A 15,425-nucleotide genomic window follows, 5' to 3' on the forward strand; every position below is an offset into this window, starting at 1 on the left:
GACTTTCCCCTTTTGAGCTTGAGGTATGGGTTCCTATCAGTTTGCGATCGCCAGATTGCCCATTGAGTATAAGTTTCATCAGTTGGCTGCAATTTTTATTTTTCTGGAGTGACAAAAGAGCGTTAGTAATACCTCATTTTTTTGAGAAAGGCTATATATAGCAGTTTTCAGAAAAAAGAGGTACGCTTTAGCAATCGGGAAAAATCAATTTGGAAAAAATCACTCGGCAACCAACGAAAAGCTTGCGTTTCAAAAGTTGCTCCTGTGGCAATTACTAATTGCCAATTATATTGTGTCCGATCGATTAACCGCAGTAAGATTAGTTCGTAGTGCGGACTTCAGTCCGCAAAAAGCTGCGGACTTCAGTCCGCACTACAAACTCAGAACAGTTATATAGCGGTTCTCAAGCGTGGTGAGGTACAGGGGTTCCAATCCAATTTCCACGGAATCCGATGCCCGATGCCCAATGCCCATGAGTACCTCATATGAGAGCTTGAAAGGCTATAATATCACTCATAGCTTTTGAAATTTCCCTTATCCTTTACCAAGTCCGGGCTGTGAAAATAAAAACTTGACTGCTGATTGACCGGCAAAGAAATCATCACCGCAGTACCTTGATCCACGCCCGCGCTGTGCAGGGTAATGCTTCCGATCATAGATTCCATGATCCTTCGGGAGATAGCCAAGCCCAAACCGTTACCGCCAAACTTGCGAGTTGTAGAACCATCCGCCATCACAAAAGGTTGAAACAATTTCTGCTGCTGCTCGGGATCTATACCAATTCCGGTATCTTTAATTGTCACAACCACCCAATCGCTTTGGGTGTTGTTGGCGATCCTCTCCGAGGGCTGCGCTAACGCATTTTCCGGCACACTCCCGTTAAAACTACCAGAATTAGTCCTGGCTTCTAACCGCACAGATATACTAATGCTGCCCGACTCTGTAAACTTAACCGCATTGCTCAACACGTTTAAAAATACCTGTTTTAGCTTCTCCGGATCTGCATGAACAATAATCGGATCGTGAGGAGGTGGCAAGTTTAATTTTAAACCTTTTTCCTCAATTTGAGCTGCTTGCAAATCAATCGCGTCTTCAAGTACCTGAGTAATATCAACTACTTCTAACATCAGGGAGAAAGTGCCAGATTCTATTTTAGCAATGTCCAAAATATCATTAATAATATTGAGCAATTGCATTGAAGAGTCGTGGGCGCGCTGCAAGAACTCCATCTCTTCATCTCGGTCATCGCAGTAGCCGTCACGCACAATTTGAATAAAACCAATAATTCCGTTGAGTGGCGTTCTCAATTCGTGAGAAATATTTCCCAAGAATTCATTTTTTAACTGATTGGCAACTTGCGCTTCCTTGGTTGCGATTTCCAATTCTCCTGCCCAGGTTCTGAGGCGCTGTACCATGCTGTTGAGAGCTTCTGATAGTTGATTGAATTCTCTAATTTGGAAATTTTCCGGCACTGCTAGGGGCGCTTCTGCTGTATCCACTGTCTGCGCGTAGTCTCTCAGTTTTTCCAAAGGACGCGCTAAGTCGCGAGACAGATATAAAGTCGCGATGATACTAGCAGCAACCAAACCTACAATTAAATTAAATAAAACTTGCTGAATATCTTCCAAACCTGACAGAGCATAATCTAAACGAGAGACAGCTAAAATAACCCACTTGCTGTTCTCCTTTCTAGTTGAAGGACTCGGGATAGCAGCGTATCCTGCTAGCAACTCTACGCCATTTCTTTCAAAGGAAAATAGGTGGAGAAAAGCCTGTCCGCCAGCCATCGCCCTTCTGAGAATACTTTTTAGTCGATCGGCATCTGCCTCAGCATCGATATTGCGGCCCACGCGGTTGATATTCGGATGCGCCAAAATCGTCCCATCTTGGTCGATAGCCACCGTATAGCCAGCTAGAGAACCCTTCGGAGCACTGGTTTGCACCGGCAGGGCCGACTGCAAACTCAAAGCATAACTCAACTGCCGGGTGTTGCCCCGACGAGTGTAAACTGGAGCGCTCAACACCAAACTCACTTGGCTGTCGCGAGCTTCTTTACTCGCATCTGGAAAATCCTCAGCACCCGAAGCCACCTTCTTGCTGCTGGCTTTTCCCTGTCGCTGGAGAGGCCACGACAGACTGATGTAAACGCTCTTGTCATCCAGCAGAGTTTGCTGCTGCTGCACGGGCGGCCAAAACTTGGCAGGTAGCGACTGAATCGGCTGCTGCCCGCAAGTGCTAGCTATCACTTGATTTGTCTGTACATTAGTCAATTGCAAGCAATCAACCTGGGCTGGCAACCGCTGCCCTAATTGCGCGATAAACTTTTGATAATCCTTCGGCTCTACAGACTGCAACATTGAGTTTTCCGAAGCGCCGATCAGATTAGACTTCAGCGATTTCGACCACTGTTCAATAGTTTCTGCTTTTCTGACTGCACTTTCTGTCAAGTTTAGACGAGCAGTTTCCAGAAGCGTCGAGCGTGCCTTGCGATAGGTAACATACTCCCCCACCAGTAGAACAGGTACGCTGAGCAACAAAATCCGCGACAGTAAAATACGGCGAAAGGAGGATTGACCTAACTTAACCATAGGACATATCAAAATTAAGGTGCAACACCAACAGCGACCATAGTGCAATCAACCAGACGGAAAGCGCGAATCGGTCTAGGGTGCCCTGCTGACCAGACAACACAGCTTCAAAACAACATTTAAACACAATTATAGAAGCCACTGTAGTAATCTCGATTCTAAGTGTGCAACACAAAACTTACTCAAATCAAGCATTTGGCTTAAATTGACGTTTGCTTTCTGCTTCAAGCAAGGATGACGGCATCTTGTTGTTCGCAGGCCTTAATTGGGCGCTTGCCTCAGGTACAATGCTCTGGCGGGCATTTTCCAGAATTATTGCTGCATTTAGATTGCAATTGAGGGAAACACCACATCGATCGCAGCTATATACAGGTTCCTTGAGAGGCATTCGCTGAATATTGCCACAGCAAGAACAGGTTTTAGACGAAGGAGACCACCTGTCAACCAGTTCTACCTTGGTTCCCCAAAATGCCACTTTGTAGGTCAAAATTCTGCGGAATTCATCAATACCTAAGGTCTCCAGGTCGATCGCTAATTTTTGATTAGCGATCGTGCCAGAGATATTGAGGTCTTCAATCCGAATCTGGTAGTATTTTCGGCTGATAATATCAGTTGTTATTTTTTTTTGCCCCAAAATTCGTCTGAGGTTAGCAATATCTGCGGGTTTTATTGGTAATTTTTGGTAGTATTTCCAGCCATTGTTAAATGCTCTAATTGTTTGAGTACGGTTCCCTGATTTCTGGTTGCGGTTGTACCACCGATCTTTGCTCAGCTTGATTTTTGATATTTTCAGGATTTGTGGTGCGATCGTGAATAAGCCATCTGACAACGTGGCACAGCATTTGACACCGAAGTCAACACCAACAGTCTGAACTTGATGCACTCTGTGTAAATTTTTGTCATCAACAGGCAGATTCCAGGAGACAAACCCTTTGTCTGCTGCCCTAGAGATAGTGAATGTTTTGCTATAACTCACAAATGCTATTGGTTGCTTGAGTCTGAATTTTTCCAAACCAGCGATTGTGCTTTGCTTCCTCTTGAGTCGGACTTGGCGATTAGTAAATGGCATCATTGCTTCACCCTTTGCAGGATATACTCCTGATTTTTTTTTGCTGGTGAAACTATCACCTTTCTTTTTAAATTTGAATCGATTCAAGCCTGATTTACCTAGTCGCCACCCTTGGATAGCTTTACCTAAATTATTCAGTGCTGATGGATAGATAGCTAATGGATAGCCTTTTATCCAAGCATACTCAGGCTTGATTTTTACCTGATTGGTAAAGACTTTCTGAATGTCAGCTAATTGTTGATAATCACTGGCTTTGATTTCTTCAAATTGCCATGACTGGGTTAGTATGGATAATCGCAAGTTATAAACAAGCCTCGCCAAACTTGCACAGCCATCTAGCAAAGAGCGTTCTTTATTATTCAGTTTTAGCTCTCGTTTCAGACTGTACATTGTTTTACCCTATTTGCAGGTATATCTGCAAATATATCAACAGCTAATAGAAAATGTCAATGACTTTCAAAAGGCACAATAGATTAGGTTTTCTCCCACACAATGAAGAACCATTTGATAAAATTCCACTACAAGCCAATGTAAAAGTAGGTGTGAGATCGAAAATAAAGGCGAGAGGGGATTGGCACAACCGTCTGAGACAAAAATTGGATGAATGGCTGCAATAATGGGAGCGAGATACGGAGATTTGAGGGATTTAGGCAGAAATTTTGCACGTCTGATAACCAGTCTTTACTTAAAGATGCTCAGCAATTTGTTGGGCAAATGGCTGTGATTTGAATCACACTTCCATTTTCAATTCTCGGCTCAATTTGCAGCCGATCGCCCAGGGGTAAAATCTTTCAGGCTGACAGACGGCAGTGGGTTGAAGGTAGAATCGCATAGATGCACGGTTGCGAGGGAAGTTAAGAGGCAAAAACTTGTGTCTCGGGCTAGCGATCGAGAGAGACTTCTGGCTCGATCGCACTTTGGCATTCGCGAATGCCTTCGAGGGATACCCCATCAAATGGGCGATGCGAGATTTTGCACCCTGGGAAAGATTTTTTGTGACATAGGATTGATGCGGTAACAATAATTTACCTGTCAAACAATGAGACGATCGAGTCGTCGATCGACTCTCACAACCGTAATTCTGACGAACATTAGCCCAAACAGTGCATTCACCCCACGTCAATTTGCGACCTCGACAATAGTCTCATAGAGCGATGAAAAAAAACTCCACCAATTATACGTATTATTACACAAACAACCGTCCCAGATATCATCACGCTTATTTGGTATCTCCCCTTCTAGAAATGCTGGCGACTGTTCAAAATGCCAGCCCGACAAAACTCCGAGTTTTGGATCTCGGCTGTGGCAATGGCAGCCTCAGTCACGTCATCGCAGAGCACGGCTGCGAAGTTGTCGGCGTTGACACTTCTGCACCCGGAATTGCCATCTCCCGTCAAAGTTTCCCAGAGTGTCAGTTTATCCAAGCAGATATTTATGAACTCCCCGATACCGATATGCTGAACTCATTTGATGTTGTCTTAGCCATTGAAGTAATCGAACACTTACTTTATCCAAAAGAACTGGCTAAAAATGCCAAACTATGTCTAAAACCGGGAGGTGTGCTAATTATTTCCACACCCTATCACGGCTATTTAAAAAACCTGATATTAGCTGTTTCTGGCAAGTTAGACAAACATTTTACCGTGCTTTGGGACAACGGACACATTAAATTCTTTTCAGTAAAGACCCTGACTCAATTATTGACTACAGAAGGATATACCGACATTAATTTTAAATTTGCTGGTCGGTGTCCCTATATTTGGAAATCAATGCTATGTTCTAGTAAATTCAAGGGAGAACCTGAAAATCTATAAATTTTTAGTATTTTTAGTGGCGCTCTGTCAGCCGAATTAATTTCCTTAATTGACAATCGGCCATCAGGAAAAGTAAAAGATAAATTTCAGATTCAAAAATAAAATGACTGTTGGGGTTTGGTGCTCGAAAGGCTATGGCGGTTCTCGAAAAAGTAAAGTATGCCCACGGAAGCCACTCCAGCCCTATGCCTTATGTACCTCATCTTTTTGAGAAAGGCAATATTGTCGGGCTGGGGGTGCAAGTTCGATCGGGCTCGATCGGGCGAAAATGCCTGAAAACACCAAGGATCAATGACCCATGACCAATGACCCATGACCCATTAATCCCCTTTGCAATTCTTATTTTTTCCCTGACTTTTCCCTCAACATTCCACAGCGTTTCCACAGGCAAGTCTGAGGTTTTCCACAGATTTGAAAAAGTTTTCCACAGAAATTAACGGTACGGTCGGATCTTCCTGCGGAATTGGGGATTTCGTTAACCTCTTGCCAAATCCCTGATATAAACCTCTCATATGTAAACTTATGTAACAAAAAAGCCTTAAAAGGCTTATTATTGCGTAAATCTTTTTTTTACATAAAGGACTTTGTAATATTTTGCAACATTGACAAACCCACCGATTGATACGCACAATGATGCGACCGACCTAAAAAAAGCGCTCTGATTTCGGCTGTGCCTGTACCTGTATCCGGCCGAAAAGGGGTTCTATTTTCAATTTATTAGCGAGACTAAAAAATGATGAACCCAACAGTCAGTATTTTTGCCGAAATTCCCGAAACGCTGCACGATTCTCTCAAAATTTACCTGGAAACTCATCCCGAATGGGATCTCGATCGAGTATTCTCCGCCTCCCTGTCGCTGTTTTTGTTGCAGAATGCCGATAGCGGTACGCCGGAAGCTTCCCGCAGCTACCGCCAAGCTGCCAGGGTTTATCTTGAAACTCTGTTTCAATCGCCTCAAGACTTGCACAGCAATAATGTAAGTCCTTTTTAGTTAAAGAGAGGGAGAGGGGTTCAACAGTTGACAGTTGACAGTTGACAGTTGACAGTTGGGGGAGAGGGTTCAACAGTTGACAGTTGACAGTTGACAGTTGACAGTTGGGGGAGATTGGGAGATTGGGAGATTGGGAGATTGGGGGAGAGGGGGAGATTAATCGACAATTTTTGAGAACAATGCTTTAGAAATACGGGAGAATTTACCGATTTTCAATTCCCGATTCCCAATTCCCAATTCCCGATTCCCAATTCCCGATTCCCGATTTCCGATTCCCGATTTCCGATTCCCAATTCCCGATTCCCGATTCCCGATTCGTTAATCTGCAAGCGGTTTTGCGGTATAGCAAAGAGGGCAAGCCATGCAAACCCATGTAACATAAAGATTGCGATATTTTTATATATGTAAGATGGAAGTTTTAGATACTTTGATTGTGGGTGCGGGGATTAGTGGTTTGAGTTTGGCACACGCACTTCACAAGGAAGCAACGAGTGCATCGCCTCGGGCTATTTTGGTGGCGGAGAGTCAGGGACGTGTGGGCGGGAATATCACGACTGCGACAGGGGAGGGGTTTCTCTGGGAGGAGGGCCCGAATAGTTTTTCGCCGACGCCGGAGTTGCTGAAGTTGGCTGTGGATGTCGGCTTGAAGCAAGAGTTGATTTTTGCCGATCGCAAATTGCCTCGTTTTGTTTATTGGGACAAGAAGTTGCAACCGGTGCCGATGACTCCTGGGGCGATGATTCAGTCTGGGTTGTTGAGTTTTCCGGGGAAACTGCGGGCTCTGTTCGGGGCTTTGGGGTTTGTGCTACCGGCAATGGGCGATGGACTTTCCCAACAGGGTGATGAGGAAACTGTTTCTCAATTTTTCCGCCGTCATCTGGGCAAGGAAGTGATGCAGCGTTTGGTGGAACCTTTTGTGTCTGGGGTTTATGCGGGCGATCCCCAACAACTTAGCGCGGCGGCTGCTTTTGGCCGGGTAACAAAGATGGCTGATGCAGGTGGCGGGCTAGTGGCGGGGGCGCTGCTTTCTGCTAGGAAAAGACCCCCCCAACCCCCCCTTGGTAAGGGGGGGCTAAAGATTGTTGCAGATCCGAATGTTCCTCAGACTAAGCCGGGGGAGTTGGGTTCGTTTAAAGGGGGGTTGAAGGCTCTGCCAGAGGCGATCGCTGCGAACTTGGGCGATCGAGTGAAACTCAACTGGCACCTGACTCGACTCGATCGCACGCCACGCGACACTTACATAGCTGTATTTTCTACCCCCGACGGACAGCAGGAAGTTGAGGCCCGAACCGTGGTTTTGACAACGCCGGCCTATGTTACAGCCGAGTTGTTACAAAATCTGCAACCGTCCGTTAGCAGCGCTTTACAAGCTTTTACTTATCCTGCGGTTGCCTCCGTTGTATTGGCATATCCGATGTCGGATCTCAGGGGTAAATTAGTGGGATTTGGAAATTTAATTCCGAGAGGGCAGGGAATTCGCACTCTGGGGACGATTTGGACATCGAGTTTATTTCCCGATCGCGCCCCTGCGGGCTGGCAAACTCTCACGAGTTATATCGGCGGGGCTACTGATTCGGGAATTGGCAATCTTGACGCCGAGCAAATTGTTGGGGAGGTGCACCGAGATTTGTCTCAGATTTTGCTGAAGCCGGAGGCGGCGCAGCCAAAAGTATTGACTGTGAAAATTTGGAAGCGGGCGATTCCTCAGTACAATTTGGGTCATTTCGATCGCCTGGAACAGATCGATCGGGGCTTAAAATCTTTGCCGGGGATGTATTTGTGCACCAACTACTTTGGCGGTGTGGCTTTGGGAGATTGCGTGCGGAGGGGTTTTGAGCGGGCGGTGCAAGTAAGCGAATATTTGAACGATCGCTAGTTTTGAGTTTTGAGTTTTGAGTTGCTCCGGATGCTTAGGAGCGGATCTTACCTATGGCGTGGGAGGGCAGGTTTATAGGGAGCATCTCTTTTGTATTTGTAGTGCTGTCCCGGCTCGCGAGTATTATACAACTCGCGAGCGGGGACAGCACTCACAGAAAAAATGATTTTTCCAAAAATTTCAGATGCTCCCGGTTGACAAATATCCTGGATATCAATCGAAGATATTTGGTTAACCTGCCTACAGCCTTGTGTCTAAAGATCCGGCTGCCGAATGGCTAATACTACTAGGTTTTTGGTTCAAACTTGTAACCCACTCCCCGGACGGTTTGAATCATTGAGATTTGATTCGTATCTGGTTCAATTTTGCGGCGAATTTGACCGATATGGACATCCACCACGCGATCGGCTCCCACATACTCGTAGTCCCAGACTTCTTGCAGCAATTCCGATCGCCTCCATACGCGACCGGGTTTGCTTGCCAAACAGTACAGCAGGTCGAATTCTAAAGCCGTCAAAGCAACTATCTGACTGTCGAGAATTACCTCGCGCCGGACGGGATCTATTAGTAGCTGTCCAAAGGTCAGACTTTGTTGTTGAGCCGGAGTAACAATGCGTTTGCGCTTCAAAATTGCTGCAACGCGAGCTCCAATTTCTACAAGACTAAAAGGTTTAGTAATGTAGTCGTCAGCACCTTCGGCAAACCCTTTCATTTTGTCAGCTTCATCGGTTCGGCTGGTCAGCATCAACACAAACACGCCCGTCCGTTTTTGCATTTCTTGACAGAGTTTGTAGCCAGTAGTATCGGGTAAATTTACATCTAGAACTACTAAGTCAGGATTGAGTTGCTCAAATAATTCCAGAGCAGTCTGACCGTCTGCGGCCGACTCAACTTGATAACCTTGCTGGCTCAAAAAACGGTGAATTAAATTTCGGATTGCCGGGTCGTCATCAACCACAAGGATTTTTACAGGGGCCATGACCACAACTTTGTTTGAAGAATTAGGCAAGAATATTCAGCCATAATAATAGAAAACTGGATACAAATCTCGAAAAAATTGAGCTTTTAATAGTTGTAGCCATATTTATAGCCATATTTATAGCCATATTTATAACCTACGCAAGATTTCAGGCAATAAATCTCCGGGCACTTTGGATAAGGCTAGATTTTGGCCTTGCAGCCCACATTCACTATAGAAAGCTCTAATCGTTTTAACAATATAACTCAATGCTGTTTGCCGGGAATCGGCAGCTTGAGAGTTTGGCGGGGCTTGCAGGTTAAGTTTATCTCCATATGTTAACCCTTTGTCGTTGAGATGTTGTCCCCATTCGGCACACACTTGCAACTGGTGGTGCAGTGCTGCTTCTAAATGGCTGGTTTGGGCGGCTTTGTTGGTGCCAAAATCGAGGTCTGTGGCTAGTTGATAGTGGGCTAGTCCGAGATTGTTGCGGGCGGCCCAGGTGTCAAAGGTGAGTTGGGATCGATCGAGCTGGCCGGCGATATCCAGTGCAGTTTCGTAGGCGGTAATCGCCTGCTGTAAAGATTCCGTCCGGGCCTGTTTCTGCTGGAACTGGTTCCCCAAATGCCAATAAGCGGTACCGAGATTGTTGTAGGTGGCGGCTGCTGCTGCGGGTACTATTTCTCGGGTGCGGTATTTCAAGGCTTCGCGGTAGGCATCAATCGCCCTGACTAACAAGAGTTCTGAGGGTTCGTGCTGGGCGAGGTTCCAGCAAGCGGTACCGAGATTGTTTTGGACTCCGGCATAGTTTAGCGGTTCTCGTTCGGGACTGTAACAGCCAAGGGCTTCGGTGTAAGCGGCGATGGCGCTTTTGAGATAGACGATCGGCTGACCATCTTGAGCTAAATTCCAGTATGCTGTCGCCAAATTATTCTGAGCCGCCGCGTACTGCTGGGGCTCTGCTGCCGGGTCTAGATCCAGTAACGCTTGTTGGTAAGCTGCAACTGCTTGCTGCAAGTTCTCTGTCTTGTCTTGATAGCGGGCTAAATCTGCCGAAGCGATGCCCAAATTTTTGTTTAATCTCACGCGGGTTTGGGGTGCGCTGTCGGCATCTGTGCGGTTCAAACCTTCAAGGTAGAGGGCGATGCTGCGTTCGAGGCAGGATACCGGATCGGCTGCGTTATGCTGGGTGCGATCGCGCGACAGCATCCAGTAAAAAGTACCGAGATCGTTGATCAGATCGGAAATTGGCGGTAGGCTGTGGGACTCTTCGGCGTACTGAGTTAAGTTTTGTGTCAATTGGGAAATTAGCCGCGCGCATTCCTCGGTTAGTGGTTGATTTTCCTGGGAGTTGTCGTCGAGTTCGAGGTATGCAATCACTTGCTCGATCGCGCGAATGGCAATTGTCAAATTTTGCGGGGAGGAATCTCCGCCCAGAATTCGATCGCGGTAATAATTTCCCAAACTGTGATAAGCCAAAGCCAAAGCTTCGGAACAGCACTCATGTTCTTGCAGCAATGCAATGTATTGCAGGGTTTGCAGCGGCAGAAAATTGTCTTCCGATGCGGGATTATCTTCTACTTCCAACTCCTGGGAGGCCGCTGCTAGCACCAAATCTGCCAGTTCGACGGATTTAGAATCTGTTGTGGCGGGTTCAGAATCGGGAATTGGAGATGGGGAATCGGGAATTGGAGATGCGGAATCGGGAATTGAGGATTCTTCAGAAGACTTTAAATATATTGAAAGTTTGTCGCCATAGTCTCCGTTGTCCCGCAAGTTTCCGAAGTTTTCCGAGTCTCCCAAGTCTTCCGAGTGCCCGAAGTCGCCCTTAGCTGGAGTTGGTTCGCCTTCAAACTCAAATACTCCGGTGCGCCATTGCCAAAATTCCGGGGCCGATTGCTCGATCGAACTCAGCCAAGGGCGCGACACCCACAGCAACAGAGTAGACTCGCACATTTGCAGGTTTGCCTCGATGTCTCTCAAATAGCTCAGGAACGACCACTGCACGGCTGGTGAGTGCCTGGTCAGGTGTTCGGCCCCGAGAATTTGAAATCCCGGCAAACGGCTGTAGCTGCCGCCTTGGAGGGGCAGTGGGTGTTGAGTCAGCCATGCGGCGATCGAGTCCCAAGGATTGGGATCGCTCACGTCGAGTTCCAAACTGACAAATCGGGGATAGTCGATCGGGTAGGGACGAGAAATCGAGTCGGCGCCCTCGGCGGCTAATTCTGCCTGCAAGCGGGCTGCCAGACAGTCCCGCAAACACAAGTCGTCGCAGGCGGCAATAAAAATTTGACGGCGTAAGTTGAGGTCAATCGCCTGTTTCAAGCGTTGATAGATCTGCTTGTTAGAGCTAGAAACTTTTTGGGAAGGAATAGACATCACGGTCTGGCGATTATAGATTTTAGATTATAGATTTTAGATTTGGAAGTGTAGATTGTAGAGTTGAGAATTGAGCATTGAGAGTTGAGAGTTAAAATCTCGATGCTCGTAGCTCACAACGCCAGTCACGAAGAATAGTCAATCGCACCGATGATGACCAAAGGATTATAGATTTTTGATTAGCAATTTTATATTGGTGGCTCGCCCAAAAAGGTTGCAAGCCCGCGAGCCTCAGGAGTGTCGATCTTAAAATTTCAGACTCCTGTTCAATCTCCGAGATTTATCTATAGAGTAAATCTCAAATCGAAAAATGGAAAATCTCAAATCTACTGACGCTCGCGTCTGATTAATTGCCACCCAAGTCCCTGAACTTGACGGCCCAGAGGAAAAAACCCAATTTCTGCTTGTCTTATGATAGTTTTCCAGCTCGCGAGGCACGCTTCAGGACTATTGCGACTACCTGCTTTTTATTGAAACACAAAAACCATGTTGACCTTGGTAGGGAAACATGGTTTGTCGAATAATTATTTAAAATTGTGATTTGAAGCAGCTTTGAGTCTCAGCCCAGTTTTTACACAGAAGCAGCCACAAACACCAAACCAGCGACTAACAAGGCTCCTGCAACACCCAGGATGATGTAGTTCCGTTGCTGGTTCTTGTTGGGAGGTATGGCGTCGTACATCTTCGGCTCTTTGGCAAAGTTGTTCAAGCGTCCGTCTTCTTCGGTAGTATAAGGCATGGGCAACAATCCTCGATATTTTTGATTTCCATTACTGTACCAAAAAACACTATCAAGCGCTCTGATAAATCGAGGAATTTATTTAGAAGTGACAGTACCAGTTTGAGGAGAAGAGGCGATCGCGTAATCTTTGACCGGCATTCTTCCTGCTAAGTACGCTAAACGTCCGGCTTCTGCGGCCATTCCCATTGCTTTTGCCATGGCCGGAGAATTCTGAGCATTGGCGATCGCAGAATTAATCAACAGTGCATCGGCGCCCATTTCCATTGCTTGGGCTGCTTCGCTGGGAGTGCCGATCCCTGCATCCACCACCACAGGGATATTCACCGTGTCAATAATGATTTGAATATTGGCAGCATTATTGATCCCTTGCCCCGAACCGATGGGCGAACCTAAAGGCATGACAGTCGCACAACCGACTTCTTCTAGGCGTTTTGCCAGCAGCGGATCGGCATTGATGTAAGGCAAAACGGCAAAACCTTCTTTGACTAATTGCTCTGCGGCGTGCAAAGTGCCGATCGGATCTGGCAACAAATATTTAGCATCCGGAATCACTTCTAACTTGACAAAATTATTATCTTCCTGCCCTAAAAGCTTCGCCATTTCCCTACCCAAACGAGCCACTCTAACCGCCTCATCCGCAGTTTGACAACCAGCAGTATTGGGCAGCATCCAAATTTTAGTCCAATCAAGAGCCTCCGCCAATCCTTCATGACCGGGAGCATTTGTTTGCACTCGCCGCACAGCCACAGTCACAATTTCGCACCGGCTAGCGTTGACACTTTGCTGCATTTCGGCAATGCTGCGATATTTTCCCGTCCCCGTCATCAAGCGAGAATGAAAAGTCTTGCCGGCAATAATTAGAGGTTTGTCAAAAGATGGAGTTGCTGTATCTACTGGATAGCCAAAAATACTATACTCAAGTGCTTGTTCCCACTGCGTTCTGCCACCCATCATCTCTTCAAGCTGCCAACCTTCTTTATTTGTCAGCTCATCGCGCGTAACTGCGTAAACAATTTGCCCAACTGTAATCAATTTAGCATCTCGCGGCATATTATTTTTTAAGCCGGTTTGTATAACTTCTTCAAATTCATTAAAAACGTCTTCCATTTTCCCATTCCTCCCTAGTAATCTGTTGTACTTCTTCGCTGTTGAATACTAATATAATATTCTGGATAAGTTGTCTTTCGTCCCAATAAAAAGCTTTTCTGATGCCATCGTTTATCTTCCAAAATTCATAACTATCTCGGTTGATTTGAATAATAACGGCTGCTGCACCTTGATTCTTTGCCCTGCTGATTCCTTCTTGAAGTCGGTATCTGATGTTTTTAGTAGATTTTGTCAACTCCTTAAATTCGGAAATCTCACCGTCAATCTCAGCATCTGGCGTTCTCACACCCTCTGCTGCTTGCTCGCTCAACATTTTAACTCTCTTCCCTATTTTAGCCAAAACTTCCGCCAGAAAGATTTCCGAATTATTAAGATTGTGTTGCTGGTGAATTAGCACAAATCCGCCAGCTACCTCATCAAAATAATATCGCCGATATTCGGGTTCTGCATTTTCGTAGATGGCTTTGCTTTGCTGAATATATTCTGGATTCACCGTTATTGTACTCTTATTAGACTTCGATATAGTAGAGTTAACTGCATGAAAGCAACTGTCGAGCAACTGGCTCAAATTGGCATATTTGCCAGCTTAAACCGAACTGAATTAGAGCGATTGCAAGAACATACAGCAATTCGGACTTACCGACAGGGAGAAGTTGTGATGTATGAGGGCGATCGCATCCCCGAAAAATTATACACGCTTTTGAGCGGTTCGCTGCGCGTAGCAAAAACAGCGGCGGCGGGCAAAGAAACAATTTTACGCACTTTATTTCAGGGAGATATTTTTGCCGCACCTGCTTTGCTGGGTAACGGAGTTGCGCTGGCAACGGTGACGGCAGAAACTGACGTGCAAGTTCTTACCACAGAACGGGAATTTTTGCTAGCAGCAATTCGGCAAAATCCTGAGATTGCTTTGCGAATATTGGCGGTTTTTAACCAGCGGTTGCAGCAACTGCACGAGACTGTACACGGTTTGGTGTCGGAAAGGGCGATCGTGCGGCTGGCGAGATTCATTCATTACTTTGCGATCGAGCAAGGTACGAATATTGTGGATAATAGTGTATGTTTAGAAAAACGTTTTCCCTACTATCAAATTGCTCGCAGTATTGGCATCACCTATGAAGAATGCGTGCGGTTGTTTAAGAAACTAAAGCCGTTTGTATCCTACAGTCGAGGGGGAAAAATTACTGTGTTGGATTGGGGAAAATTGGAGAATCTCGCCTCTGGAGATGAAATAGATTAACAATCCGATAAGACGGCGGTTGAAACCGCGTCTATAAAAACCCCAGGACGCCGACGCGGACTGAAGTAAGACGGCGGTTGAAACCGCGTCTATAAAAACCCCAGGACGCCGACGCGGACTGAAGTAAGACGGCGGTTGAAACCGCGTCTATAAAAACCCCAGGACGCCGACGCGGACTGAAGATTAGGTAATTTTAACCACTCATTCTTCAACCCGCGGAGGCGGGTTTTGTTTGTGTAGCCGCGAATTTCATTCGCCCGGTATTATTCTCACGAATTCCATTCGCCCGGTATTATTTCACTCGGAAAATGTCAAAATAAATGCCAAGTTTTCTTCAGCTTTCAAAGCGTGGGGAGCGCGAGCGGGCATGAATACAAACACTCCCGGTTCCAAGACAATATCCTTGCCTTCCAGAGTCAAAATTCCCTTTCCTTCGAGTACATTAACTGTGGCATTCCGCGCCGAACTGTGTTCGGCAATGTCCGAACCCGCAGCGAGACAAACTAAAGTATGCTGACAATTATTGTCTTTGACTAAAATTTTCGTCAGCACTCCGGCGGCGGGATATTCAATAGTGTCTCTGAGTTGGATTGCTGAAGATTGTAGCGGTAAAATGGTAGCAGTCATAATTTTTGACTCCCTAATGCGATTTTAGATTTTG

Annotated in this window: 15 protein-coding genes; 4 read left to right on the forward strand and 11 right to left on the reverse strand. The window is 46.1% G+C overall.

The genetic code is table 11. The features are described 5' to 3' along the window. Window positions 1–509: 509 nt before the first annotated feature. From QZ918_RS24605 to QZ918_RS24615, 3 genes are all read right to left on the reverse strand, one after another. Window positions 510–2,588, reverse strand: coding sequence for a sensor histidine kinase (locus QZ918_RS24605; protein WP_293339447.1), 2,079 nt, complete (start codon window positions 2,586–2,588; stop codon window positions 510–512). Window positions 2,589–2,775: 187 nt separating this feature from the next. Next, complete coding sequence (locus QZ918_RS24610; RefSeq protein ID WP_293339450.1) at window positions 2,776–4,047, reverse strand: RNA-guided endonuclease InsQ/TnpB family protein; 1,272 nt, start codon at window positions 4,045–4,047, stop codon at window positions 2,776–2,778. Window positions 4,048–4,387: 340 nt separating this feature from the next. Continuing rightward, the gene (locus QZ918_RS24615) at window positions 4,388–4,780 is read right to left on the reverse strand and encodes a hypothetical protein (protein ID WP_293339453.1); all 393 of its coding nucleotides are present in this window, start codon (window positions 4,778–4,780) and stop codon (window positions 4,388–4,390) included. Window positions 4,781–4,811: 31 nt separating this feature from the next. On the opposite strand from QZ918_RS24615, the gene QZ918_RS24620 reads away from it, so the two are divergent. Then, window positions 4,812–5,471: a class I SAM-dependent methyltransferase gene (locus QZ918_RS24620; protein WP_293339456.1), complete on the forward strand. Its 660-nt coding sequence runs from the start codon at window positions 4,812–4,814 to the stop codon at window positions 5,469–5,471. Between the two features lie 736 nt (window positions 5,472–6,207). Further along, on the forward strand, window positions 6,208–6,462 hold the full coding sequence (locus tag QZ918_RS24625) for a DUF2811 domain-containing protein (protein ID WP_293152247.1): 255 nt from the start codon (window positions 6,208–6,210) through the stop codon (window positions 6,460–6,462). Between the two features lie 20 nt (window positions 6,463–6,482). On the opposite strand, the gene QZ918_RS24630 is transcribed toward QZ918_RS24625, so the two are convergent. Next, a complete protein-coding gene (locus QZ918_RS24630; protein WP_293339460.1) occupies window positions 6,483–6,629 on the reverse strand; it encodes a hypothetical protein in 147 nt (48 codons plus the stop codon). Window positions 6,630–6,674: 45 nt separating this feature from the next. Further along, the gene (locus QZ918_RS24635) at window positions 6,675–6,842 is read right to left on the reverse strand and encodes a hypothetical protein (protein ID WP_293339463.1); all 168 of its coding nucleotides are present in this window, start codon (window positions 6,840–6,842) and stop codon (window positions 6,675–6,677) included. A gap of 29 nt (window positions 6,843–6,871) precedes the next feature. On the opposite strand from QZ918_RS24635, the gene hemG reads away from it, so the two are divergent. Further along, complete coding sequence (gene hemG / locus QZ918_RS24640; RefSeq protein WP_293339466.1) at window positions 6,872–8,338, forward strand: protoporphyrinogen oxidase; 1,467 nt, start codon at window positions 6,872–6,874, stop codon at window positions 8,336–8,338. A 286-nt stretch (window positions 8,339–8,624) separates the two neighbouring features. Here the strand turns inward: hemG and QZ918_RS24645 are convergent, their stop codons facing one another. The 5 genes from QZ918_RS24645 to QZ918_RS24665 all read right to left on the reverse strand — a co-directional run bounded on the left by QZ918_RS24645 (window position 8,625) and on the right by QZ918_RS24665 (window position 14,017). Then, window positions 8,625–9,317 (reverse strand): response regulator transcription factor, encoded by a 693-nt coding sequence (locus tag QZ918_RS24645; protein ID WP_293152214.1) that lies wholly within the window; start codon window positions 9,315–9,317, stop codon window positions 8,625–8,627. Between the two features lie 129 nt (window positions 9,318–9,446). Continuing rightward, complete coding sequence (locus QZ918_RS24650) at window positions 9,447–11,675, reverse strand: tetratricopeptide repeat protein (protein WP_293339469.1); 2,229 nt, start codon at window positions 11,673–11,675, stop codon at window positions 9,447–9,449. 571 nt (window positions 11,676–12,246) lie between these two features. Then, window positions 12,247–12,414: a photosystem II assembly protein Psb34 gene (gene psb34 / locus QZ918_RS24655; protein WP_293152220.1), complete on the reverse strand. Its 168-nt coding sequence runs from the start codon at window positions 12,412–12,414 to the stop codon at window positions 12,247–12,249. A 78-nt stretch (window positions 12,415–12,492) separates the two neighbouring features. Next, on the reverse strand, window positions 12,493–13,524 hold the full coding sequence (locus QZ918_RS24660; RefSeq protein WP_293339472.1) for a thiazole synthase: 1,032 nt from the start codon (window positions 13,522–13,524) through the stop codon (window positions 12,493–12,495). Continuing rightward, window positions 13,508–14,017 carry a CdiA C-terminal domain-containing protein gene (locus QZ918_RS24665; protein ID WP_293339475.1) on the reverse strand — a complete coding sequence of 170 codons (510 nt, stop codon included), beginning with the start codon at window positions 14,015–14,017 and terminating at the stop codon, window positions 13,508–13,510. The genes QZ918_RS24660 and QZ918_RS24665 overlap by 17 nt, the downstream gene beginning before the upstream one ends. Before the next feature lie 45 nt (window positions 14,018–14,062). Between QZ918_RS24665 and QZ918_RS24670 the strand changes: the two genes are divergently transcribed. Continuing rightward, window positions 14,063–14,764, forward strand: a complete 702-nt coding sequence (locus QZ918_RS24670; RefSeq protein WP_293152229.1) for a Crp/Fnr family transcriptional regulator — start codon at window positions 14,063–14,065, stop codon at window positions 14,762–14,764. Between the two features lie 297 nt (window positions 14,765–15,061). Here the strand turns inward: QZ918_RS24670 and QZ918_RS24675 are convergent, their stop codons facing one another. Beyond that, on the reverse strand, window positions 15,062–15,391 hold the full coding sequence (locus QZ918_RS24675; protein WP_293152232.1) for a cupin domain-containing protein: 330 nt from the start codon (window positions 15,389–15,391) through the stop codon (window positions 15,062–15,064). Window positions 15,392–15,425 lie beyond the last annotated feature (34 nt).

The organism is Microcoleus sp. CAWBG58 (genome assembly GCF_020883045.1).
Classification (GTDB): Bacteria; Cyanobacteriota; Cyanobacteriia; order Cyanobacteriales; family Microcoleaceae; genus Microcoleus.